Raw genomic sequence first — 23,014 nt, forward strand, 5'->3', positions numbered from 1 at the left:
ATGGACAGCATCCGATGGACCGTTCTGCCCGACGGTGTCGGCGACGCCGGTACGGTACGCGTGTCCGTGCTCGTCAGCCCCACCCTGACCGGCATCAGCGCGCTCGGGCAGTCCGCGGACTTCGCGCAGTGGCCGGAGCGGCTCGCGACGCTGCTGCCCGCGCTATGGCTGGAGTTCAAGAGCCCTGCGGACACGTTCGCCAAGGAGCTGCGGCCGACCGGCCGCTACCCGGCAGCCGACCCCGCCCTGTGGCGGACCCTGTTCCACGACGACACGTTCGTCCGGCCGCCGCAGGCGCCGCCCGCGCTCGCCGCACAGGGGCGGCGCACCCTGCGCTCGTATCCCGGCAGGCTGGTGCACGACGAGATCACCGGCCTCTACGAGGCGGTCGCGGTGTACACCACCGAGAGCAGGCTGCGCACCGAATGGGCCCGTGAGGAGCGGCTGTTGTGCGAGGAGCCGCCGACGGACCACCGCGGCTGGGAACTCCCCGCGCTGTTCCGGCTGACCGACATGATCTCGGAACCGGTGCTCGATCTCGGCCAGGATCTGCGGACCGGGTACGCGATCCTGGAGGACGCCCTCGACCCGCACGGGGTCCGCGCGGCGGACGACGGCCACGAACCCCGCTACATGGACCGCACGAGCGATGTGTACACCGGCGACAACAAGCGGGTCCTGCCGCTCGCGGAAGCCGCCCGCTTCTACGACCGGGGCAAGCAACCGGCACCGGCCTCGCTCGCCGATGAGCCGGAGCACCGGATCGACTTCCACGAGGCGTGCGGTCTGCTGGGGGACTATCCGGAGCTGCAGCGCCGGTTCGGTCTCGTGCTCGACCTGAGCTTCACGATGCCTGCCGGGGTCGTCGACGGGGCACAGATCCGCGTGCACTTCGACGACCGTTTCGCCGACGCGGGCCGTCTCAACGCTCCCGGCACGTGCCCGTGGACGAAGATCCGGTTCACCCCGGGCAGCGTCTTCCAGGCGGCCGTCGAGGACGGCTCGGTGCTCAGCGAGCGCATGCTGAACCTCGGCGACCCCGAGGCGTGGCAGCTCACCGAGCTCGACGTGGACGGCGCGGCCCTCAAGCACCTCGACTACGCCCGCTCCATCGCCGGCATGCGGCGGGCCGACCTGCCGTCGGGTCCCGAATCGGTGGCCCAACTCGTGTCGGGCACCGGCACACCGGCGGCCCGCGGCGCCGGGCTCACCCTGCTGCACACCGACCGCGACCGGCACCTGGCCGGACTCATCGGCGCCGACGTCGGCCGCCGGGTCGCCCCGGAGGGGGCCGTCCTGACCGCCATCGACCTGTTGCGCGGATACCGCGTGGACATCGGCGCCGTCGACCCTGCCACTGGCCGCGTCACGCAGTGGCGGTCACTGCTGCGCCGCCGCGGCCGCTACACCGTGCGCCGGCCGGGACAGCAGCCCGTCGAGATCCAGGTCCGCCCGGACGAGGGTTTGGTGCGGGCCAGCGCGGTCACCGTCGACGCGGCCGACGACCGCCAGCTCTACGGGCACCAGGCCGTGTTCGGCTGGCACGGCTGGAGCCTCGCGGCGCCGCGCCCCGGCCGGACCATCGCTCTGGACGACCAGCCGAAGGCGCCCGAACCGCCGGTCTCGCCGGACGTGCCGTTGGACACCAAGTTCGCCGCGGAGCCCGGCTCGCTGCCCGCCCTGCGCTTCGGCCGCACCTACCGGATGCGGGCCAGGACCGTCGACCTGGCAGGCAACGGCCTCGACCACACGGCGACGACACCGGACGCCGTCCACTCCGACGCCATCACCTACGGCCGCTGGGAGCCGGTCCCGCAGCCCGTGGTGCTGCCGCTCCTGCCGTTCAACGAGGGCGAGTCCACCGAACGTCTCGTCATCCGCAGCACGGTCACCGACGACGGCCGGGAGATCTCCACCGACGAGTACGCCGTGCGGCGCTCGAACGTCCCCGACCACGAGGCGCGCTCGGAGGTGGACGGTCTTGACCGGCGGTACAAGCCGGTGTCGGAGCGGCACGTGGCTCCGCCGAAGACCGCCCTGCAGATGGCCGAGGAGCACGGCGTGTTCGACGCCGTCTTCGGCGCGGGCAAGCCCGACGAGGTCCGCGAGGAGTACGTCGCCGTCGCGTCGCGGGAGTCCGGGTCCTTCCTGGACACCAAGGTGCGGGACCCCGAGTGGCCCCACCGCGAGCACGACCTGCTGCGCTCGGGCGACATCCACATCGCCAAGCACGACGTGCACGATCCGCTGCCGGTCACCCGCCTCCCGCTGCCCCGGCGCGGCGCGGAGCTGGCGCAGGGCGAGTTCGTGGTGCACAGCGCGGACCAGCTGATCCTGCCGTACCTCCCGGACGTACTGGCCGAGGGCGTCATGCTGCGCGGCCTGCCCGGCGACACGGAGAACCGCAAGATCCCCTTCCCCGGCCCGTGGCCGCAGGCCAAGCCGTTCAAGCTGCGGATCAAGGAAGGGAACCGGGAGCCGCACTGGCGCGACGGCGTGAGCGAGCGGGTGCTGGAGGTGTTCCTCACCAAGGGTGAGATCGCCACGGTCCGGCTGAGCTGCTACCTGGACGCGCGGAAGCTGCCGCTGCTGCGGCAGTGGGGCCTGCTGACCGCCTCGTCGTTCTGGGCCGGACTGCCGGACGGGGACAAGGCGTTCGTGACGCGGGCGAGCGCCGACGGCGAGAACTGGATGCTCACCCCGTGGGTCGAACTGACCCTGGTGCACGCGGTGGAGAAGCCCGTCCAGCGCCCGGAGCTCGACGGTCTCGTCTCCTACCGCACGGCCGAGCAGACCGCGGCACAGTTGACGGGGACGGTGAGCAGTCACGCCGCGAGCAGCGGTCACGTCGAGGTGGACGCGCACTGGAGCGAGTGGCTCGACGACGTCACCCAGCCCGCGCCCCGGCGGATCGACGGACACACCCACCTGGAGGACATCACCCTGTCCTACACCGCGGACGAGGAAGCCGTCGGCCGCGCCCACGAGTTCGGCGACACCCGGCACCGCGATGTCCGCTACACCCCGACCGCCGTCACGCGGTTCCGCGAGTACTTCCACCCGAGCATCACCGACGACCGGACCAACGTCATCCGCGTCGGTCCGGCGGCCGCTCCCCTGGCCGTGCCCAGTTCGCGCCGCCCGGAGCCGCCCGCGGTGGCGTACGTCGTGCCGACCTTCCGCTGGCAGCGGTCCGTCGACCGGGAGAACGACGCCGTCACCAGGCAGCGCCGCCCGGCGGGCCTGCGCGTCTACCTGAAGCGTCCGTGGTTCTCCTCCGGGGACGACGAGATGCTCGCCGTCCTGCTCGACCCGGGCGGCACCACCGTGCCCGACGACGCCGCCGACACCTTCTTCACCCGCTGGGGCGTGGACCCCGTCTGGGCGGACGCAACGGTGCTGCCGACGCCGTCGGCCGCGCACTTCCCGAACGCGGCGCGGAGCCTGCGGGGCCTGCGCCTCGCGGAGTCACCGGACGCGGCACCGGTGCCGGTCGACGCCGTGGCCTTCGCGCCGACGTATCACCCCGAGCGGCAGCTGTGGTACGTCGACATCGACGTGGACTTCGCCGCGGCGTCGGTTGCCGGGTCGGCGTACTTCCCGTACGTGCGGCTCGCGCTGGCCCGCTACCAGCCGTACTCCGTCGAGCCGTTGCACCTCTCGAAGGTGGAGCGCGCGGAGTTCGCCCAGCTCGTCCCGCCGCGTACGGTCACCGGCCGCCGCAAGGACGACCGGCTCACCGTGCGGCTGTCCGGGCCCGCGACGTACAACGAACTCGGTGAGCTCGGCGGCACCGGGGCGCTGGCCGTCGCGGCGAGCCGCAAGGTGGTGGTGAGCGTGCAGAGCCGGGCGAGCCTGCAGGAGGACGACATGGACTGGAAGGAGGTGGGCGCCCCGGTGGAGCTGACGTGCGAAGCCGACGGTGGCTCCTTCGCCTGGGCGGGCGGCATCCCCGCGCCGGTCGGCCAGTTGCTGACCTCGTACCGGCTGCTCGTGCAGGAGTACGAGCTCTACCGCACCGACCAGGACACCGCCACGGACACGGTGACCCTGAACGGCGCGGCCGTCCCGGCGGCCCGGCGTCTGGTGCACGCGGACTACTTCGGGCTGAACGTGGGACTGCTGGGGCGGATCGACTTCGAGCTCTGAGCTCTCAGCTCACATGTGTCCATGTCGTGGCGGGCGGCGGGGTGCCGGTTCTTCGGGGCCGGTCCCGCCGCGGGGGCGGCCCGTCGGTGCCGCCCGCGGCAGCGCCTCGGCCGGGTCGGCGGGCCCGGCGAGGAGCTGTCGGGTGGCCTCTATGCCGTTGCGGTGCGGCCTTGATTCGTGAGCATGCGGTCGACCAGGCCGTCGATGTAGTCCGGTGTCAGCGGTACGACGCCGAACAGCACCCGGACATAGATCGGCGCCAGGAGACCGTCGAGCACCTCCAGCACGTCGGGGGCTTCCTCGCCGCGAGCGCGGGCCCGGTCCAGCATGCCCTGGAGCTGTTCGGCGCGGACGACGAGGAACCGGTCGCGGGCCGACTCGCCGTCAGGGCCGGTGGCCAGCGCGGTGACGACGGTGCGCAGCAGCGCCAGGCCGTCAGGACCGGTGACGTCCTCGGCGGCCTTGGCGGCGAAGGAGCGCAGGTCGCCGTCGAGGCTTCCGGTGTCGGGCACGGGTGAGTGGTCGGTCAGGCGGCTGACGACGACTTCCATCAGCAGCGCCTCCAGAGAGCCCCAGCGCCGGTAGATGCTGCTGTCCGCGACGCCGGCGCGGGCGGCGATGTCGGCCACCGCGAAGGTGCCGTAGCCGCGCTCGGCGATCAGCTCGGTGACGGCCTGGTGGACGGCGGTGCGGACCCGGGCGCTGCGGCCTCCCGGGCGGCGGGCGGGGGGCGGTGCCGCCGCGTCGGTCGGCGTCGGAGTCTCCTTCATGAGAGCCATCTTAACGCAGTGTCGGCTTGCGTTTGTGTGGCCGCCGGGTCTACGGTCGCACTAAAGCAGTAATCCACTGCGTTAGGAGCTTACGATGGAACCGATCTTCTTCCCCGACAACCCGTCGTTCTGGTACGAGACCCTGCGGACGCTCGGTCACATCTCCTACGGCGGCGCCGACTTCGGCGAGGTCGCCGCCACCTCCCAGCGCATCACCCCCGGCGACTACGACAGCTGGCACGACCAGTGGCTGGCGAGCGCCGACCGGGTTGCCGAGCAGGCGCGCACCTCACAGACGGACGGCCACCGCGTCAGCGCCCGCGACGGGTTCCTGCGCGCCTCGAACTACTACCGCAGCGCCGAGTTCTTCCTGCACGGCAACGCCGCCGACTCCCGCATCCGCCACGCCTACGACGCTTCCGTCACCTGCTTCCGCAAGGCCGCGGAGCTGTTCACCCCCACGATCGAGCCGGTCGAGATCCCGTACGAGGGCACGACCCTGCCCGGGTACCTCTACCGCCCCGACGACTCCGGCCGTCCGCGCCCGACCATGGTGATGTTCAACGGCTTCGACGGCACCGCCGAGGAAATGCACTTCTTCGGTGCGGCAGCGGCCGCCGAACGCGGCTACACGGTCCTTGTCTTCGACGGCCCCGGGCAGCCGGGCACCCGCCACCACCAGGGACTGATGTTCCGCCCGGACTGGGAGAACGTCGTCACCCCTGTGCTCGACCACGCGGTGACACTCCCCGGGGTCGACCCGGAGCGGATAGCGCTGCTCGGGGTCAGCATGGGCGGCTACCTCGCCCCGCGCGCCGCCGCCTTCGACCGCCGGATCGCCGCGGTCGTCGCCCTCGACGGCATCTTCGACCTCGGCGACTTGAGCACCTCCTTCCTTCCCCAGCCCCGCGCGGAAGCCGAGCGCCGACTGCGGGCCGCCGCAGACCCCGCCATCGACGCGATGCTCGAGGAGGCCATGGCAGCCACCCCGGTCATCAAGTGGGCGATCGAGCACGGCATGTTCGCCATGGGCGCCGACAGCCCGCGCGCGTTCTGTGCCGCCTACCTCGACTACCACCTGCGCGACGGCATCGCCGAGCGGATCGCCTGCCCGGTACTGGTCTGCTCGGGCGAGGACGACGGCTTCTTCAAAGGCCAGCCGGAGAAGCTGTACGACCACCTCACCTGCGAGAAGACGTTCATGGCGTTCACCGACGAAGAGGGCGCAGAGGCGCATTGCCAGTCCGGTGCCCAGCGGCTTGCGTTCGCCCGGATCTACGACTGGCTGGACCGGGTGATGGTCCGTCGGCCCGCAGCGGTCCGCCGCATCGAACGGGCGCTGACCATGACGGGCGCGGTGGTCGAGGCGCTCGACGACAACGACGGCGGCTGGGACAGCCCCACCCCCTGCTCGGAGTGGGACGTGCGGACGGCGCTCAACCACCTGGTCGGCGGCATACGGATCTACACCGCGGAACTGACCCGCACCGACGCGGGAGGCGAACACCACGACGACTGGCTCGGCGCGGACCCCGCCGGCGCGTACCGGGCCGCCGCCGAGGCCGACCGCGCGGCCTGGCACCACGCGACACCCACCGACGCCGACCTGGCCGATACGACGGTCCGCCTCGGATTCGGGTCCGTCCCGGGGCCGATGGCGGCGCTGATCCACCTCACCGAAGTACTCGTCCACGGCGTCGACCTGGCGGTCGCCGTCGACCGGGCCGACCTGGTCGACCAGCGGCTGTGCGAGGACCTGCTCGCGCACCTGCGCCAGGTGGACATGGACGCCTTCCGTGGCCCCGGCATGTTCGATCCGGAACACCCGGCCCCGGAGACCGCGTCGGCGCACGTGCGGCTGCTGGCGTTCCTCGGGCGACAAGTCCAGGGCCTGTAGGGACCCGGACCGCTGTCGATCATGGAATGCTCCATCCGGGGCACTCGTCGCTCGAACATACTCGTGAACGACGTCGAGGAGGCCCCGTGCTCGTCCGGGACACCAAAGTTGATACGGGCCGCTCCACAGCGGCGCGAGCGCTGTCGGGGCCGGTCGTCGTCCTGGCTCTCTTCGGCGCAGTGATCTGTGCCGCCGTGCTGCTCTTCCTGCGCTTCGCCCACTGGGCCGGGGCCCATCCGATCGCGGCCGTGCTCCTCGGCCTGCTCGCCGTTCCCGTGCTCTACGTCCTGCTGCGCGCGATGCCACGGGCCAGAGAGCTGCGTCGCGCGGCCCGCGCGGGGATGGCACAGGCCGACCGTGAACTGGCCGAGGCGGCGCAGCTCTGCGACACACCCGCACCGACCGCCCCCGGGGCCACGCCCGTCGCGGCCCCCGTGGGCCCGGAGACCCTTCCCGCCGCCCCCGTGGAGGCACAGGACGGCCTCACCGCCGTACTGCCCCCGCCCGCCCCCGACTTCGCGGCTCTCGACCCCGACGGGTTCGAGGCCGCCGTCGCCGGGCTCTGCGAACGGGACGGCTGCCGCGAGACCGAGGTGGTCGGCGGTGCGGGTGACCTCGGCGCCGATGTCCTGGCGATCGCGCCCGACGGCCGACGCGTCGTCGTGCAGTGCAAGCAGTACGGTCCGACGAACAAGGTCGGCTCCCAGGACCTGCAGCGCTTCGGCGGCACGTGCTGGTCCGTGCACGGAGCCCAGCTGGCCGTCGTCGTGACGACCAGTCAGTTCACCGAACCGGCCCTGGAGTACGCCGAGTCGTGCGGCATCCGCTGCGTGGACGGCGCCGAGCTCGCCGCCTGGGCGGAGGGCTCGGGACCGGCGCCCTGGGGGCCCGCGATGGTGGAAGGAGCCTAAGACCGGCAGCGTCTACGCGTCAGTCGCCGGGTCCCTGCTCGGCGGACCCGGGACGAGTCCGCCGAGCAGCGCCCTGAGCGTGAACTCGAAGCGCTCGTGGCCCTCACCGGAGGTGAGCTCGCTGATGTGGGCGACGGTGTTCGGGAACGTATCGCCGGGCAGCATCCGGTACCGCTCCACGAGCGCGTCCCGGTCGAGGACACGCTGGTCGACTCCGCTGTCGGGGTCGTACCGCAACGACACCTCGAAGCAGTAGGCCGAGACGTAGAGGAACGCGGCGTCGATCGCCCACGCCGCGGACTGGGCCGGAACCTCGGCGGCCAACAGGATCGTCAGCATGCCTTCGCTCAGCCGCAGCGCGTCCAGGCTGTTCGGGGCGGCCGCCAGGGCGGCGCGTGAGATGCCGGGGTAGCGCAGGTACTCGTCGCGCAGGGCCCGGCAGATCTCCAGCATCTGCTCCGTCCACCGCGCGGGATCGGGAGCCGGTACCGCGACCCGCGCGCACAGGTCGCTGATCAGCAGTTCGTCCAGCTCGGCCTTGTTGCGTACGTGTGCGTACAGCGACGCCGGACCGGTCTGCAGCGCGGCGGCGACCCGGCGCATCGTCAAGGCCTCGAAGCCCTCGGTCTCGACGATCCCGAAGGCCGCGGCCATGATCCGCGGGACCGTGATGGGGGCCTTGCCCGAGCGCTCGCTGCCGCTCGGCTCGCCCAGCGCCGCAATCTTCGCCGCCCATGCCTCACGCGTCCCGGCGCGCCCCGAAGCCCGTTCGTTGCTCATGGAGCCAGCATAGCTTGACCCGAACACCGTTCCTGAGTAGAACAGTGTTCGTTCAACACGAACGCTGTTCGTCGAGAGGAAATGCACCCATGCCCACCCCACAGGCCACCCTGCCGCCCCCGGCGCCCGGGCCGTCCGGCCCGTTCCGTTCCCTGCGCGAGGCGTGGGTGGCCCTGGCGGGGCTCTCGGCGGTCTTCCTTTTCGAGATGATGAGCAACACCGTCCTCAACGTCGCGCTGCCCACGATCGGCCGCGACCTCGCGGCCCCGACGGCCGCCCTGCAGTGGGTGACGAACGGCTACTCGGTCGTTTTCGGCGCGCTGATGCTGGTGTTCGGCGTGATCGCCGACCGGCTCGGTCGCCGCCGGGTGATGCTCGCCGGGCTGGTCCTGCTCGGCGTCGCGAGCCTGGCGGTGACGGCCGTCGACGACACCGGCGAACTGATCGCCGTCCGTGCGGTGATGGGCCTCGCGGCCGCGATGACCACACCGGGGACCATGGCGATGGCGTTCCGGCTGTTCGAGGAGGAGGGCCTGCGGGTACGGGCGATCACCTTGATCTCCACCGTGGGCATGGTCGGTCTCGCGATCGGCCCGACGGTGGGCGGCTTCGTGCTCTCCTTCGCCCCGTGGCAGGTGCTGCTGCTCGTGAACGTGCCGATCGTGGCCCTCGCGATCGCCGGTATACGGATCGGCGTCCCGGCCGACGATGCCGCCGACCTGCACCGGGCGCCCGCGGACCTGATCGGCGGCGTCCTGGGCACGGCGACGATCGTGCTCGCGCTCGTCGCACCCACTCTGTTCGAGAGCTCGGGCACCGGGTCGTGGGCGCCGTGGGCCGCCGTCGCCGGAGTCGTCGTGGCGGCGGTCCTGTTCGTCGTACGCGAGCGGTCGGCCCGGCACCCCCTGCTCGACCTCGCGCTCGTCACCCGGCCCAAGGTCTCTGGCGGCCTGGCCTACAAGGCGGCAGCCGGCCTCGCGAACGCCGGGCTCGCCTATCTCGTGACGCTGCAACTGCAGCTGGACTGGGGCTGGTCGCCCGCCCTCGCGTCCATCGGCATGCTGCCCCAGGTCGTCGTGCTGATCGCGGGCGGGCCGTTCGTGCATCGGTTCGTCGGACGGGTCGGCATCGACCGTGCCGCCTGGATGAGTGCGGGTTCGGTCGTGGCCGGGCTCGCCGTCTACACCCTGTCGGGCAACCTCGGCTATCCGTGGGTGGCGGCCGCGCTGGTCCTCGTAGCCGCCGGAATGCGGGTCGTCGGCGCCGCCGCCGGGGTCAACGTGCTCAACGGCCTGCCTCGCAACCGCACTTCCACCGGCGCGGCACTGATCGACACCGCCGCCGAGGTCACCGCTGCGATCGGGGTCGCCGTGGTCGGCACCGTGCTCGCCGCCCTGTTCCTCGGGAACGTCGCCACGGGGCACTGGAGCCCGGAGCAGACCGCGCAGTTCAGGCAAGCGGTCACCGTCTCGGGGACCGTGCTCACCCTCGTATCCGCGGCCCTGGTCGGCTGGGCGATCCGCCGCACCCGCCCGGCCGCGGACGCCGGGCAGGTCCCCTCCCCCATCGAGACGCCGACGCCCCGATCCTGATCTTCGGCCCGTAGATTGTGCCCATGACGGAGGGGACGCGGACCGGGGCGACGACGCGGTCACGGAAGAGGCAGAAGCGAGGACGGCATGCCGCGCCGAAGGGAGGTGGGGGCAAGAGCGGGTTAATGCGGTCGTCCCTGTTGATGGCGGCGGGGACGGTGGTATCGCGGGCAACGGGGCTGATCAGACTGGTACTGCAGGGGGCCGCCCTGGGCACCGGGCTGCTCGCCACCACCTACAACCAGGCCAACACCGTGCCGACCAGCCTGTACTTCCTGTTCATCGGCGGGGCGCTGAACTCCGTTCTCGTGCCGCAACTCGTCCGGGCGCGAGTCGAACAGCCGGACGGCGGCGCGGCCTTCGAGCAGCGCCTGGTCACCCTCGTCCTGTGCGTGCTGGCGGTCGGCGCGGCACTGGCAGTCTGGGCGGCGCCGCAGATCGTCAGCCTCTATCAGAGTGATACGCCCGACAACCACGAGGCGTTCGAGCTGACCGTGACGTTCGCCCGGTTCCTGCTGCCGCAGATCTTCTTCTACGGGCTGTTCAGCATCCTGGGACAGGTCCTGAACTCCCGGAACAGATTCGGGGCGATGATGTGGACCCCTGTCCTCAACAACGTCGTCCTGATCGCGATGTTCGGCATCTACATCGGGCTCATGACGGTTCCGGACGAGGTGGAGGACATCAGCCGGACCCAGGTGACGCTCCTCGGCCTCGGCACCACGCTCGCGCTGGCCGTCCAGGGGTTCGCCCTGATCCCCTTCGTCCGCGCCGCGGGCTTTCGCTTCCGCCCCCGCTTCGACTGGCGCGGCACGGGTCTGCGCAAGAGCATCGGCGCGGCCCGTTGGACGCTGCTGTTCGTGCTGGCCAATCTGGCCGCCGGCACGGTCGTGACGCGTTACGCCTCAGCAGCCGACCGGGCGCTGCCGCAGGACGGCGTGGGCTTCACCGCCTACTCCAACGCGCAGACGATCTGGATGCTGCCCCAGGCGATCATCACGGTCTCCCTGGTCACCGCCCTGCTGCCGCGGATGAGCCGGGCCGTCGCCGAGCGGCGCCTGGACGACGTGCGAGGCGACCTGTCCCGTGCGCTGCGCATCAGCGGCGTGGTCATCGTCCCCGCCGCCTTCTTCTTCCTCGCCCTCGGACCGCAGATAGCGCAGGTGCTGTTCGCCCACGGCGCGGCTGACGCCGCATCGGCCCGGCCTCTGGGCCACATGCTCCAGGCCTTCGGGCTCGGCCTGATCCCCTTCTCCGCCCAGTACCTGCTGCTGCGCGGGTTCTACGCCTTCGAGGACACCCGCACACCGTTCTGGATGGCCGTATGGATCAGCGCCGTCAACATCTCCCTGGTGGCCGGCTGCCACATGCTCCTGCCCGCGCGCTGGGCGGTCACCGGGATGGCCGCCGCGTACGCCGCCTCGTACGCCATCGGACTGCTCATCACCGCCCTGCGACTGCGACGGCGCCTGGAGGGCCGGATGGACGGCAAACGCCTGTGCCGCACCTACGGCAAACTGGCGGCCTCCGCCGTGTCGGCGGGCGCGCTCGGCTGGCTCGTCGCCCGCGCCTGCTCCTCGAACCTGGACTCGGCCACCTGGGCCCCCGCCCTGGCCCTGGCGGCGGGCGGTGCCACGATGGCGCTGCTCTTCCTGGTCCTCGCTCGCGCTTTCCGGATCAGCGAACTGCGGAGCCTGCCGGGGTTGAGGTGACGCGGACGGGCCGGCAGTCGGCCGGGGCCGGACCGCTTCTCGCGGTCCGGCCCCGGTCTCTTCCTGCGAGCGGTCGGGCGTCCGCTCAGAAGGTGGCGGGGCCAGGAGGCCTCGGGCCCGCTTCCGGCGTGCCCGGGGAGCCGGGGGTGGCCGGCCGGTGGGAGCCGTAGTACGAGCCGACCTGGTCGTGGTAGCCCGCGTCACCGAGGTGCTTGTTCTTGTCGAACTCGGGGGCGTTCTTGATCTCTTCCTTGGTCCGCGCGACCTGGATCGTCTTCGCCTCCGCGTCGATCCCGATGATGGTGCCCGCGGGCAGCAGGACCTCCTTGCCGAAGATCCACACACCGGTGTCCACGACGATGTACTGCGAACCCACCTCTTGCGAGTGCTTGTCGACCTTGCCGATGTGGCCGTCCGTGGCCTCGACCTTGTAGCCCGTCAGGTCCGCGTCGGGAGTGTGACCAGCACTGGCCGGGTAGTGCCAGATGTTCTCGGTCATGGTGGTACCTCCGTGTATCGGTCGCTTGCGGTCGGTCGGTGCGGGGATGCACCGTGCGTCCGTTCCGGCGACACCCCTCGGTTCTCCGACGCGGACATCACTAAACAAATCCCTGCGAACCGATGACCGGCCTGTCCGAACCGCCACTGCCGCACGGGTGCCGCTCGGGTGGATCCGATCGCCGCGGCGATGTTTGCGATCACGGTCAGCGGTCAAGCGGACTGCAGCACATGATGTCGAAGCCAAGGGAGCGTGAGCGGATCATGACCGCCAACGAGAAGGCCAAGGCCAAGACCGAACAGGCCACCGGCGCCGCCAAGGAGACCGCGGGCCGCACCGTCGGCAATGAACGCCTCACCGCCGAGGGCCGCGCCGAGCGGATGCAGGGCGACGCCCGCCAGGCCAAGGAAAAGATCAAGGACGTCGGCAAGCGCTAGGCTGCCGACGGATCCAGCAGCCGATCGGGCGACCTGTCGATCGGTCGGCCGAACCCGGTAACGCCGGTGGGGCGGACTCCTCTTGAGGGAGTCCGCCCCACCGGCGTTACCGCGATCCTGTGTGCCGCTGAGCGCAGGCCACCGCGCGGCGTCAGGGCGCCATGTGCGGGCACCGCGTGCCGCACGCCGGGAACGCGGTCTCCAACTCCTCCTCCATGGCGGCGAAGAAGCGCTTGCCCTCGGCGGTCTGGCGGGACGTGGACCAGGTGTAGTCCGCACCCGCGGCCATGACCGTATGCAGGGCGTGGCGGCCGAGGCCCTGGCCCTGCCAGTGCGTGGCGACGGCGATGTTGCCGATGTAGCCGCGTCGGCACGGGTGGCAGACCTGATATTCGAGGCAGCCCACCGGCCGGTCGGAACGGTCCAGCATGGTGAGGGCCCGGCGGCCCGCGGGCGCCGTCTCGACGGCGTGCTCGAAATGGACGGCGGGCGGCCGGGCCGGGCTGCTCACTCGGCTCTGCGGCCCGGTCTGCGGCCCTTGGCCAGGGCGGCGGCGTCCTGCCTGAACGCCCATTCCATCGTGGGTTCCATCGCGAAACGGAACATGCGCTGCACCGGTGGCGTGCACAGCAGCGTGATCACCGTCCCGGCGACGAGGGTCACGGTGATCTCACCGAGCGGCCGGTGGAGCCAGTCGGCTTCGTACCAGTCCCCGAAGCGGGAGCCCTTGGCGAGGAAGCCGTGCAGGAGGTAGCCGTAGAGCGTCCCGGCGCCCAGGGCCGTGAACCACAGCTTGCGGCCCGGTACCCAGGCGAAGAAGCAGGCGACAAGGACCAGGGAGCAACCGAACATGGCCGGTGTCATGACGACGCCCGCCCAGCCCGGCGCGGACAGTTCCTGGGCGCTGTCGCGTCGGTAGAACCACGCCGCGCTCATCCGGGGCGCCGCCCAGTAGGCGAAGACCAGCGCCGCGGCGAAGACCGGCAGAGCCAGCAGCCGGGCCTCCTTGCGGCGCACCAGCCGGAAGTGCTCGGGCTTCAGGACGAGGCCGAGTACGAAGAAGGGCAGGAACTGCAGTACGCGCTGCAGGTCGAGGTCGTCGCCGATGTCCGGGGAGACGGACGCGAGGACGGCGATGGCGAGCGCGAGCGGCAGCGGCCACCGCACGATCTTCCAGAGGGGGGTCGTGAGCCGCCAGATGAACAGTGCGACCAGGAACCAGGTCAGGTACCAGGGGTCGAGCAGGCTGATGGGGTAGTCCGGGTCGCCGCCCACCCACCGCTTGAAGAACGTGTACGCGACTTCGAAGATCACGTACGGCACCGCGATCCCGGTGACCAGGCGTCTGATCCGGTTCGGGCTCGCGTCGAAGCTCCGCGAGAAGTAGCCGGAGATGACGATGAACGCGGGCATGTGGAAGGTGTAGACGGTCATGTAGAGCGCGGCTGCGGCCCGGCTGTCCCCGCGCAGCGGTTCCCAGGCGTGCCCCATGGCGACGAGGACGATCGCCAGGTACTTGGCGTTGTCGAAGAAGGCGTCCCGCCGCTTGGCCGGCTGTGCGGGTCTCTGCTCCGGGACCGCGCGCCCGGCGGGAGCCGAACTCGCGGCGGGCCGCTGAGGAGGCAGCGGCATCGCATGGCGGCCTGTCGGCCGTGACGGCTCCTTCAAGGTGCCTCCCACAATGGACCTGGGCACGGTGAACCTGGGCATCTCCGGCACCCTAGCCATACTTCTACAGCCGCGTAAAACTCCTCTGATCGCGGGCACAGCCGTGCGGGAGAGGCGTCACGTGACGGCTTAGGTGCGGTCCGGTGGTTCGGTCGACGGCTGTGCGGAATCCTTTGCCCAGGTCGCGGGCCGGTGGGCGGTGAGGCCGTGGGGGGAGGCGGAGAGCTCGACGCGGCGTGACGCGGGGCGGTCTGCGGCGGCCGAGTCCGCGGTGCGCTTCCGCGAACTGCGCTCGTTCGGGTGGTGTGGCGGGCGCGGGGGTGACGCGGCAGCACGTATGGATGCTGACGCGGGAGAGGCCGGTCCGACGCCTTTCAGGGCGTCGGACCGGCCTCTCCGTCGGTGCTGTGCCGAACTCAGTAGGTCCGTACTGAAACCGATCGGTCAGTCCGTGCCGAACTCCATCGCGGCGCGGTCCAGCATCTCGTCGTCCCCGGAGACTTCACCGCGCGAGGCGATGGCCTGGGCGCCGCCCTCCGGCATGGTGCCGATCAGGCCGGTCGCGGCCGCCTGGGCGGCGCCGATGGAGGTGTCGGAGCTGCCGATCAGGCCGAGGCCCGCGTACTGCTCCAGTTTGGCGCGCGAGTCGGCGATGTCCAGGTTGCGCATGGTGAGCTGGCCGATCCGGTCGACCGGGCCGAACGCCGAGTCCTCGGTGCGCTCCATGGACAGCTTGTCCGGGTGGTAGCTGAACGCGGGGCCCGTGGTGTCGAGGATCGAGTAGTCCTCGCCGCGCCGCAGCCGCAGCGTGACCTCGCCGGTGACGGCCGCACCCACCCAGCGCTGCAGCGACTCGCGCACCATCAGCGCCTGCGGGTCGAGCCAGCGGCCCTCGTACATCAGCCGGCCGAGACGCCGTCCCTCGTTGTGGTACTGGGCGAGGGTGTCCTCGTTGTGGATCGCGTTCACCAGGCGCTCGTACGCGGCGTGCAGCAGGGCCATTCCCGGCGCCTCGTAGATGCCGCGGCTCTTGGCCTCGATGATCCGGTTCTCGATCTGGTCCGACATGCCCATGCCGTGGCGGCCGCCGATGGCGTTGGCCTCCATCACCAGGTCGACGGCGGAGGCGAACTCCTTGCCGTTGATCGTCACCGGGCGGCCCTGTTCGAAGCCGATCGTCACGTCCTCGGCGGCGATCTCGATCTCGGGGTCCCAGAACCGCACACCCATGATGGGCTCGACGGTCTCCACGCCGGTGTCCAGGTGCTCCAGCGTCTTCGCCTCGTGGGTGGCGCCCCAGATGTTGGCGTCGGTGGAGTACGCCTTCTCCGCGCTGTCCCGGTAGGGCAGCTCATGGGCGAGCAGCCACTCCGACATTTCCTTGCGGCCGCCGAGCTCCGTCACGAAGTCCGCGTCCAGCCAGGGCTTGTAGATCCGCAGCTGCGGGTTGGCGAGCAGGCCGTACCGGTAGAACCGCTCGATGTCGTTGCCCTTGAAGGTCGAGCCGTCGCCCCAGATCTGGACGTCGTCCTCGAGCATCGCCCGGACCAGGAGCGTGCCGGTGACCGCGCGGCCGAGCGGCGTGGTGTTGAAGTACGCGCGCCCGCCCGAGCGGATGTGGAACGCGCCGCAGGTGAGCGCGGCCAGACCTTCCTCCACGAGCGCCTCGCGGCAGTCGACCAGGCGCGCGAGCTCGGCGCCGTAGGCCTTGGCGCGGCCGGGCACCGAGGCGATGTCGGGCTCGTCGTACTGCCCGATGTCGGCGGTGTAGGTGCACGGGACGGCGCCCTTGTCGCGCATCCACGCGACCGCGACGGAGGTGTCGAGACCGCCCGAGAAGGCGATGCCGACGCGCTCGCCGGCGGGGAGGGAGGTGAGGACCTTAGACATAGGAAGAGTATGCATCATCGCGCATGGTCATGCAAAGACGGTCTGGAGGTGCTCCCACCCTGTTACTGTGTGTGACCTTCCCGGGCTTATGTGTGTGACTTTCCCGGCTCATGTGTGTGGCCTTGCCGGCGCGACGGGCCGGGCCCTGCGACGTGCCGTCAGGCCGCTCCGTCGAAGGGCGTGACACGGCGGTACGCGGCCCGGGCGTACCACACCCGGGCCGTCGCCGTGCCGATGAGAGCGGCTGCCAGCAGGCATGCCACCCAGCCCAGGTCCCGGTGAACGGCCCAGGAGAGCTCACCGGTGGGGTGAGCGGCGAAGACGTTCAGCAGGGCCCAGCACAGGACGGCCGTTCCCGGTGCCGCCACGAACCGGCCGAGCATGCCGAGCAGCGCGGCAAGGACGGACAGTGCCGCGAGGGCGAGTCCGGTGCGGTCGAGGGCGCCGAGCAGGTCGAACGTGATGACCAGCACCAAGGAGCCCGAGCAGGCCGTCGTCCAGACGAACGGAGTGGCCATGGGTTCGGGAACGGCCTTTGCCCCTTTGGCGATGTACCGCCACTCCACCACCGTCGTTCCTCCCCACCACCGGGCGCCGGGTGCGACCCCGGCGCCGGCCTCACCCCAGCCGGATCCACGCGCAACGAGACCGGCACACCGGCGAAGAGCGCGGGCGGCGGCCTCGTCGGCCGATTGTCCCACCCCCTCGCGGCGGTGCCGAGATCGGTGTCGGCGCCGTTGCGCACGCCGGATCCGGCCGGGGCGCGGGTCAGTAGAGCTTGTTCACGGCCGTGGCGGTCGTGGCCTTGAAGTCGGCGACCTGGGCGTCGGCGAAGCCGCCCATCTGACCCCACTGCACGAGCGTCACCGTGTTGCCGTCACGCCCCACCGAGAACATGTTGATGTCCGAGGCCCCCCACGTGGCGGTGGTGTGGACGCCGTAGACGTGGGCGCCCTCCTCGGCATCGACCTTGCCGTAGTACTTCTGCTTCGCGGTGATGTCGGGGTTCTGCTGCATGACCGACTTCGCGCAGCCGTCGAGGTCCTTGCGCAGCAGGGCCGCGAAGTCCTTGGCCCGCTGCACGCTGCGCTCCACGACGGTCACCTGCAGCGCACCGGTGTCGAGGTCCGTGCGGTAGGCGCGGTGCACGGAGATCGACGGCAGCGCCCCGCCGACGCACATCGGCAGCGGGTCCGGCTGGCCGGACGTCACCGGTCCCGCCGTCCACTGCGACGAGGCGTGCGGCGGAAGCTCGGACGCGGACAGGAACCGGGGCGTACCGGCCGCGGCGGCGGGCACCGTACCGGCCGCCACGCCCGCTGCCGCCAGGGCGGCACCCATCGCCAGCAGTCCCTTGTTCACGCGCATGTTCTTCTCCACTGTTTTCCCCCATCTGACTTGGTCTGCCTGCTTGTTCGGGCGGAAAGCGCCGCCCTTCGCTCCCACGCCACATACGACCCGTGACCCCGTACGGGCGTTGCCCTCGCGCACGTCACAGCTCTGTCTCCCGTGTCACCGAACCGCAACAGCGCGCCGCCGCACGGGAGTCGTCTCCATCGAGCCACGCCCGGCCACCGGCACCCTTCGCGCCTCAGCTGTGACCATCGCAGTATTCACTCGTTTGATGGAGGTCAGGACGCAACGTCATCAGCCTCTCGGAAGGCTCTTTGACCGATGAGCACATCGCAACGGCGCCGGGCGAGGGGATCCGAGCGGGTGGCCCTCGACCATGCCGAGGCCGTCATCGTCGACCAGTACACCCGGCTCGTACGCCTCGCCTACCTCACCCTGCCCAGCACCCTCAGCCGACACCGGCGCGTTCTCGTCGCCCACGCCTTGGTACAGCGCGCCCTGCCCGGCTTCCGGGCGCGGCACGCACTCGCGCGGGTCCCGCAGCCGAGGGCGGGCGACGCGCAGGACGGCGCCCCGGGCGGGGCGCGGGCGCCGAAAGGCCGGGCGGGAGCGGCGTGGGTGACGGTGCGCGTCCTGGGTGCGGCGCTGGCCCATGGACACCGGCCGCGCGGGTGGCCCGACCGGCTGCCGCCGCCCCGCGCGCTGCGCCCCGTCCTGCCCGTCGTCTGGGGACTGCGCCTGTTCCCCCGCGCCGGCGGCGCCGAGGAGATCGCGCTCGCGCGGCTTCTGGCGGAGGTGTCCGCGCCCGCCCGCGCGGCGTTCGTGCTGTGCCGCCTCGACGGACTCCCCCGCCCCGAGGTGGCGCAGCTGCTCGCCGCCGCCGGCGTGTCCGATCCGCAGGAGGCCCTCGACGCCGCCTGCGGCATCGAGGAGACGGTGGGCGAGGCGGCGGAGGTGCTGCTGCGGTCCCAGGAGTTCGACGCCTGTTCCGTGCAGACCCGCCCCACCGATCTGCTGCGCCGCAGGCGCCGGGTCCGGCTGCTCTGGTGCGTGGCGGGCGCCCTCGCCCTCGTCTGCGGGGCGCTGGCGTCGCTCGGCTCCGTCTCCCGTTCCGCGCCGCACCGGCCCTCGGCCGGACCTCCCGCGATCGGCGTCGACGCGCTGCAGCGCACCTCGCCCGGCGCGTGGGCCGACACCTCACGGGTCGACTTCACCGCGTGGCCCGCCCGGGGCTCCCGCGTCGCCGACCGCGCACTGCTCACGCGCGCGCTCGGCGCCTGGACCGATCCTCCGCCGGGCACCCGGGTCGGCGCCGCGGCGGCGACCACCACCGAACCGCCGACCAAGGCGACCCAGTTGCTGTACGCGGCCGTCGTGGGCCGGGAGGCTGTCGTGCTGTTCCACGACGGCCTCCGCGTGGTCCGCTACGGCGAGCCGCTCTCGCCCTCCTCACCCGCCTCTCTGGACTTCTCGCGCGCCGACGACTCCGACGTGACCACGGCGGCTGCGCTCGCCGTCAGTCGCGCGGGTGGCAAGGCCCGCTACCTCACCGCCCCCTGGATCGCGGAGGCCCGCACCCGCGACCTGCTGCGCCCCAACGACCCCGGCCGCCCGCTCGACGTTTCCGGCGAGGGCCTCACGGAGCCGGTCGGCGCACCGTCGGCCGCGGGCGCCTGTGATGCCCTGCCGGTGCTGCAACTGCGCTCGTCCAGCAGGATCGTGGAGAAGCACGCGTTCCTGGTCGCCGACCTCGGCGGCCTCTCCCCCGCTCACCTCAGCTATACGCCCCTGCCGGGAACCGGCGCCCCGGCCCGCCAGCCGCGCGAGGCCACGAGCAGAGCGGCGCTGCTGAGCTGGGCCCACGGCGCGTGCCGCCTGTCCGAACTGCGCGGGAACGGCGTACGGGCCGTCAACCAGTGGGACTTCGCCGAACAGGGCCTCCCCGAGGACAGCGGCCGTGCCGTGTGGTCCTGCACGCGCGCCTCGACCTGGCGCGGACCCGGCAGCGTACTGCTCCAGTTCCGCACGTCGGCCCAGTCGGCGACGGCGCCGGCGCGGATCGTCGGACGGGCCCGCGCGACGGCGGCCTGCAGCCGTTTCGGCCAGCACGTCGTGGCCGACGCCCGCTGGACGTCGGGCTCGGGCCACCGCTTCCTGCTCGCCGCGGGCAGCCGCGAGGTCACCCGAATCTCCGTCACCGGCGACGTGGACGCCGAGAAGAAGGGCCGGCTCATGGCGGTCCGGGCCCCCAAGGACGCCCGGGTGACGGTACGGGCACGGCTGGCGGGTGGGCAGGAGTTGGCGGAGGTCGGGGATCGCTGAAGCACGCTTCCTGGTACCGGAGTCCGGCGGACCGGCGCCAGGCCCGGGGGCGGCGGCCGTCTCCTCGCCCGGCTCGCCCGGTGCCCAGGGCCGACCGGGACGGGAGCTGCCTACCGCTCGCGCAGCAGCGCGCAGACGAAGTTCTCCTCCACCGTCCGCAGCCGCTCCAGCAGTTCCGGCTTGTTCGTCTTGTTGACCTGGGTGGTGAGGGAGACGGTCAGTGACCGTTTGCCGTCCGGCGTGGCCGCGATCAGCTGGGTGTAGCCGGGGAAGTTGCCCGTGTGGCCGTACACCACGCCGCAGCGGGTGGTGTACCGGAAGAGGGCCAGGCCTGCCTTGTTCTTGCCGGGGCCCGCGGGCTCGGATGCGCCGTTCACCCAGGTCAGCTGCTGGCGCCGCGTCCGGTCGGAGATCAGCCTTCCGCCCGCGTAGCCGCGGACGAAGGCCGTCATGTCCTTCGGCGTCGAGATGATCCCGCCCGACGCCCACACGCCCGAGGCGCTCAGTACCTCGCTGACGTCCTCCGGTGGGTCGGGCGGGACGACGTCGTAGCCGTGCAGGTACGGCTGGGGCATCCGGTAGCCCTGCGGCAGGCTGGTGGTGCGCAGGTCCAGTGGGTGGTACACGAGCTCGGCGAGCAGGTCCTCGTACGGGCGGCCCGTCACCGCCTCTGCCATCAGGGCTACGGCGATGTTGTCGGAGTTGGAGTACGTGTACCGGGACCCCGGCCGGAACGCCAGCGGCTTGTCCGCCACGAAGTCCAGCAGACGGCGGGAGTCGAAGTGACGGCGCGGGTTCTCGGTCAGCAGGGCCCGGAACTCCGGGTCCGCGCTGAAGTCCGGCAGTCCGCTGGTGTGGTTCAGAAGCTGGCGCAGGGTGACCCGGTGCCACGCACGCGGCAGCCGGGGAAGCACCTTCCCGATCCCGTCGTTCAGGCGCAGCTTCCCGCGGTCGACGAGCCGGAGGGCGACCGCGCCGCTGTACGCCTTGGCCGTACTGGCGATCCGCATGTGGTCGGTGGCCTCGGGCGGGCGGTCGGTTCGGGTCCTGGCGACTCCGGCCCGGTACACCTCGGTGCGGGCCCCGCTCTTGAGCACGGCGATCGCTCCGGGCGGTCCGCCGGGTGCGGTGGTCAGTTCCCGCAACTGCCGTCGCAGTGAGCGGTCGTCGTGGGCGGAGGCATCCGCGGCGCGGGCCGGGCCGTACACCAGCGCCGCCGTACAGGCAGCGGCCAGCAGAGCGACGAGAGGGAGGCGGACCTGCGCGGAATCGGGGACTGGCACGGAAGGACTCCCGGAGCGTGGGCGGTCGACGGGGCGCGGTGGGGCGTCCAGCGTCACCCACCGGTCGGGAATCAGCGCGCGGCTCTGCTCCAACCGGCCGACAGCGGTGTGCCCTGACGGGCCCGCCCGCCGCTTCGCGGTCAGTCGTGCGCGACGGTCACGAGCTTCCAGCCGGTGCCGACGCATCCCTGGTGCGGTGGCGGGAAGCGGTGGCCGCGCACATCCGTGCTGTACCGGTGGTGCTGCCCGCACTCGCACTCGTAGATGCCGGATTCGGGGACGATCTCGCCGGGCCGGTAGATCCGCTCGGTCTGTTCCTGGTGGTCGCTCATACGTCTGGTCTAAGGCGTCGTGCGCCCGCCCGCGACTCGGAGCTCCCGGGCGGGCCAGCGCGGGTGGCGGGCGTCGATGACGTAGTCGTGTGCGTGGTGCCAGCCGTGCGGCCCGGCGTGGGCGTCGGCGAGGTGGGGGTCGCCCGGGGGCAGGGTGGTGTGGAGGTGGGGGAGGCGGGCCGGATCGCGGGCCGGCCACAGGATCGCGGCCGCGGTGGCCGCGGCGAGGGCGATCCCGGCGAGCGCCGCGGCGGCCGTACTCGTTCCTGCGGTGGTGGCCAGCCAGCCCGCGAGCGGGTAGGTGAGCAGCCAGCAGCTGTGGGTGAGGGCGAACCGGGCGGCGAAGGCGGCCGGCAGGTCGGCGGGCGCGGCCGAGCGGCGGAGCAGCCGCCCCGCGGGGGTGAGCACCATGGAGGTGCCGACGCCGAGGAGGGCCCAGGCGAGCAACAGCCCGGCCCAGGTCCCCACGCCGTAGGCCAGTCCCGCGGAGGACACGGCGAGCACGGCACCGAGCACGAACCCGGCCGGGAGCATCACCGGGCGGTCGCCGAACCGTTCAAGGGCGCGCGGCAGGAGCAGCGCGGCCGCCACCGAACCGGCCCCGAACGCGCCGAGGGCCAGCGATACGTCGCCCGCGCCGCGGCGCAGGTGGTCCCGGACGAGCACCACCGTGTTGACGATGACCATGGAGCCACCGGCGGCCGCTGCGAGGTCGAGCGCGAGCAGGGCGCGCAGCCGGGGTGTGGCCCAGTACAGGCGGGTGCCGAACGTCGCCCTGGCGCAGCTGGCGCCGTCGCGCCCGACCGGGAGCGGAGTCGGCAGGACGACCGACATGACGAGCGTCGCGGAGGCGAGGAAGCCGAGGGCGGTGCCGACGAACAGCCAGTTGTAGGTGATCAGTGCGAGCAGTGCGGCCGCGAGCACGGGGCTGAGCAGGCTCTCCAGTTCGTAGGCGAGGCGCGAGAGGGTCAGGGCGCGGAGGTAGTCACGCTCGGCGGGCAGGATGTCGGGGACGGTGGCTTGGAAGGTGGGGGTGAAGGCGGCCGACGCGGCCTGCAGCAGGAAGATCAGGACGTAGATCTGTCCTACGTGGTTCACGAAGGGCAGGGCGAGCGCGATGGCGGCCCGGGTGATGTCCATCGACACCAACAGGGCCCGACGGGGCATGCGTTCGGCGAGTACGCCGATCACCGGGGCGAGTCCCACGTAGGCCACCATCTTGATCGCCAGGGCGGTGCCCAGGACCGCGGAGGCGTCCGCTCCCGCGAGGTCGTACGCGAGCAGGCTCAGGGCGACGGTCGCCAGGCCCGTGCCCACGAGGGCCGCGATCTGCGCGGTGAACAGGCGGCGGTAGGTGCGGTCGCGGAGCACTGAACGCATGGTGGCGTCCCCCTGGGTCGGCAGCCCGGACGGCTCCAC

Annotated in this window: 17 protein-coding genes and 1 pseudogene; 7 read left to right on the forward strand and 11 right to left on the reverse strand. The window is 71.9% G+C overall.

All coding sequences use genetic code 11. From position 1 onward, the window contains the following. Complete coding sequence (locus ACZ69I_RS09610; protein WP_470831249.1) at positions 1-4,149, forward strand: hypothetical protein; 4,149 nt, start codon at positions 1-3, stop codon at positions 4,147-4,149. Between the two features lie 149 nt (positions 4,150-4,298). Here ACZ69I_RS09610 and ACZ69I_RS09615 read toward each other — a convergent pair whose 3' ends face one another. Then, on the reverse strand, positions 4,299-4,919 hold the full coding sequence (locus tag ACZ69I_RS09615) for a TetR/AcrR family transcriptional regulator (protein ID WP_470831250.1): 621 nt from the start codon (positions 4,917-4,919) through the stop codon (positions 4,299-4,301). A 94-nt stretch (positions 4,920-5,013) separates the two neighbouring features. Between ACZ69I_RS09615 and ACZ69I_RS09620 the strand changes: the two genes are divergently transcribed. Further along, entirely contained in the window at positions 5,014-6,816 is a 1,803-nt protein-coding gene (locus ACZ69I_RS09620) for a TIGR03086 family metal-binding protein (protein WP_470831251.1), read from the forward strand. A gap of 86 nt (positions 6,817-6,902) precedes the next feature. Then, positions 6,903-7,727: a restriction endonuclease gene (locus ACZ69I_RS09625; protein ID WP_470831253.1), complete on the forward strand. Its 825-nt coding sequence runs from the start codon at positions 6,903-6,905 to the stop codon at positions 7,725-7,727. A 12-nt stretch (positions 7,728-7,739) separates the two neighbouring features. Here ACZ69I_RS09625 and ACZ69I_RS09630 read toward each other — a convergent pair whose 3' ends face one another. Beyond that, positions 7,740-8,507, reverse strand: a complete 768-nt coding sequence (locus tag ACZ69I_RS09630) for a TetR/AcrR family transcriptional regulator (protein ID WP_470831255.1) — start codon at positions 8,505-8,507, stop codon at positions 7,740-7,742. 89 nt (positions 8,508-8,596) lie between these two features. On the opposite strand from ACZ69I_RS09630, the gene ACZ69I_RS09635 reads away from it, so the two are divergent. Both ACZ69I_RS09635 and murJ read left to right on the forward strand, forming a co-directional pair. Further along, a complete protein-coding gene (locus tag ACZ69I_RS09635; protein ID WP_470831257.1) occupies positions 8,597-10,099 on the forward strand; it encodes an MFS transporter in 1,503 nt (500 codons plus the stop codon). A gap of 23 nt (positions 10,100-10,122) precedes the next feature. Continuing rightward, complete coding sequence (murJ, locus tag ACZ69I_RS09640; protein WP_470831259.1) at positions 10,123-11,811, forward strand: murein biosynthesis integral membrane protein MurJ; 1,689 nt, start codon at positions 10,123-10,125, stop codon at positions 11,809-11,811. Positions 11,812-11,962: 151 nt separating this feature from the next. Here murJ and ACZ69I_RS09645 read toward each other — a convergent pair. Beyond that, positions 11,963-12,310 (reverse strand): annotated as a pseudogene (locus ACZ69I_RS09645) (PRC-barrel domain-containing protein); the annotation flags it as partial. 263 nt (positions 12,311-12,573) lie between these two features. On the opposite strand from ACZ69I_RS09645, the gene ACZ69I_RS09650 reads away from it, so the two are divergent. Further along, positions 12,574-12,747: a CsbD family protein gene (locus tag ACZ69I_RS09650; RefSeq protein ID WP_467677945.1), complete on the forward strand. Its 174-nt coding sequence runs from the start codon at positions 12,574-12,576 to the stop codon at positions 12,745-12,747. 151 nt (positions 12,748-12,898) lie between these two features. Here the strand turns inward: ACZ69I_RS09650 and ACZ69I_RS09655 are convergent, their stop codons facing one another. The 5 genes from ACZ69I_RS09655 to ACZ69I_RS09675 form a co-directional block, all read right to left on the reverse strand. Continuing rightward, positions 12,899-13,258 (reverse strand): GNAT family N-acetyltransferase, encoded by a 360-nt coding sequence (locus ACZ69I_RS09655; protein ID WP_470831261.1) that lies wholly within the window; start codon positions 13,256-13,258, stop codon positions 12,899-12,901. Further along, positions 13,255-14,457 (reverse strand): acyltransferase family protein, encoded by a 1,203-nt coding sequence (locus tag ACZ69I_RS09660; RefSeq protein WP_470831262.1) that lies wholly within the window; start codon positions 14,455-14,457, stop codon positions 13,255-13,257. The genes ACZ69I_RS09655 and ACZ69I_RS09660 overlap by 4 nt, the downstream gene beginning before the upstream one ends. A 402-nt stretch (positions 14,458-14,859) precedes the next feature. After that, positions 14,860-16,305: an argininosuccinate synthase gene (gene argG / locus ACZ69I_RS09665; protein WP_470831263.1), complete on the reverse strand. Its 1,446-nt coding sequence runs from the start codon at positions 16,303-16,305 to the stop codon at positions 14,860-14,862. A gap of 158 nt (positions 16,306-16,463) precedes the next feature. Further along, positions 16,464-16,823 (reverse strand): hypothetical protein, encoded by a 360-nt coding sequence (locus ACZ69I_RS09670; RefSeq protein WP_467677936.1) that lies wholly within the window; start codon positions 16,821-16,823, stop codon positions 16,464-16,466. A gap of 250 nt (positions 16,824-17,073) precedes the next feature. Beyond that, positions 17,074-17,673 carry a hypothetical protein gene (locus ACZ69I_RS09675; RefSeq protein ID WP_470831264.1) on the reverse strand — a complete coding sequence of 200 codons (600 nt, stop codon included), beginning with the start codon at positions 17,671-17,673 and terminating at the stop codon, positions 17,074-17,076. Positions 17,674-17,979: 306 nt separating this feature from the next. On the opposite strand from ACZ69I_RS09675, the gene ACZ69I_RS09680 reads away from it, so the two are divergent. Continuing rightward, on the forward strand, positions 17,980-19,980 hold the full coding sequence (locus tag ACZ69I_RS09680; RefSeq protein WP_470831266.1) for a hypothetical protein: 2,001 nt from the start codon (positions 17,980-17,982) through the stop codon (positions 19,978-19,980). Between the two features lie 110 nt (positions 19,981-20,090). Here the strand turns inward: ACZ69I_RS09680 and ACZ69I_RS09685 are convergent, their stop codons facing one another. The 3 genes from ACZ69I_RS09685 to ACZ69I_RS09695 form a co-directional block, all read right to left on the reverse strand. After that, positions 20,091-21,263 carry a serine hydrolase domain-containing protein gene (locus ACZ69I_RS09685; RefSeq protein ID WP_470831268.1) on the reverse strand — a complete coding sequence of 391 codons (1,173 nt, stop codon included), beginning with the start codon at positions 21,261-21,263 and terminating at the stop codon, positions 20,091-20,093. A 140-nt stretch (positions 21,264-21,403) separates the two neighbouring features. Further along, on the reverse strand, positions 21,404-21,595 hold the full coding sequence (locus tag ACZ69I_RS09690) for a hypothetical protein (RefSeq protein WP_470831270.1): 192 nt from the start codon (positions 21,593-21,595) through the stop codon (positions 21,404-21,406). 9 nt (positions 21,596-21,604) lie between these two features. After that, positions 21,605-22,975 carry an MFS transporter gene (locus ACZ69I_RS09695; RefSeq protein ID WP_470831271.1) on the reverse strand — a complete coding sequence of 457 codons (1,371 nt, stop codon included), beginning with the start codon at positions 22,973-22,975 and terminating at the stop codon, positions 21,605-21,607. Positions 22,976-23,014 lie beyond the last annotated feature (39 nt).

The sequence above is a fragment of the Streptomyces sp. NPDC036815 genome, assembly GCF_055609205.1.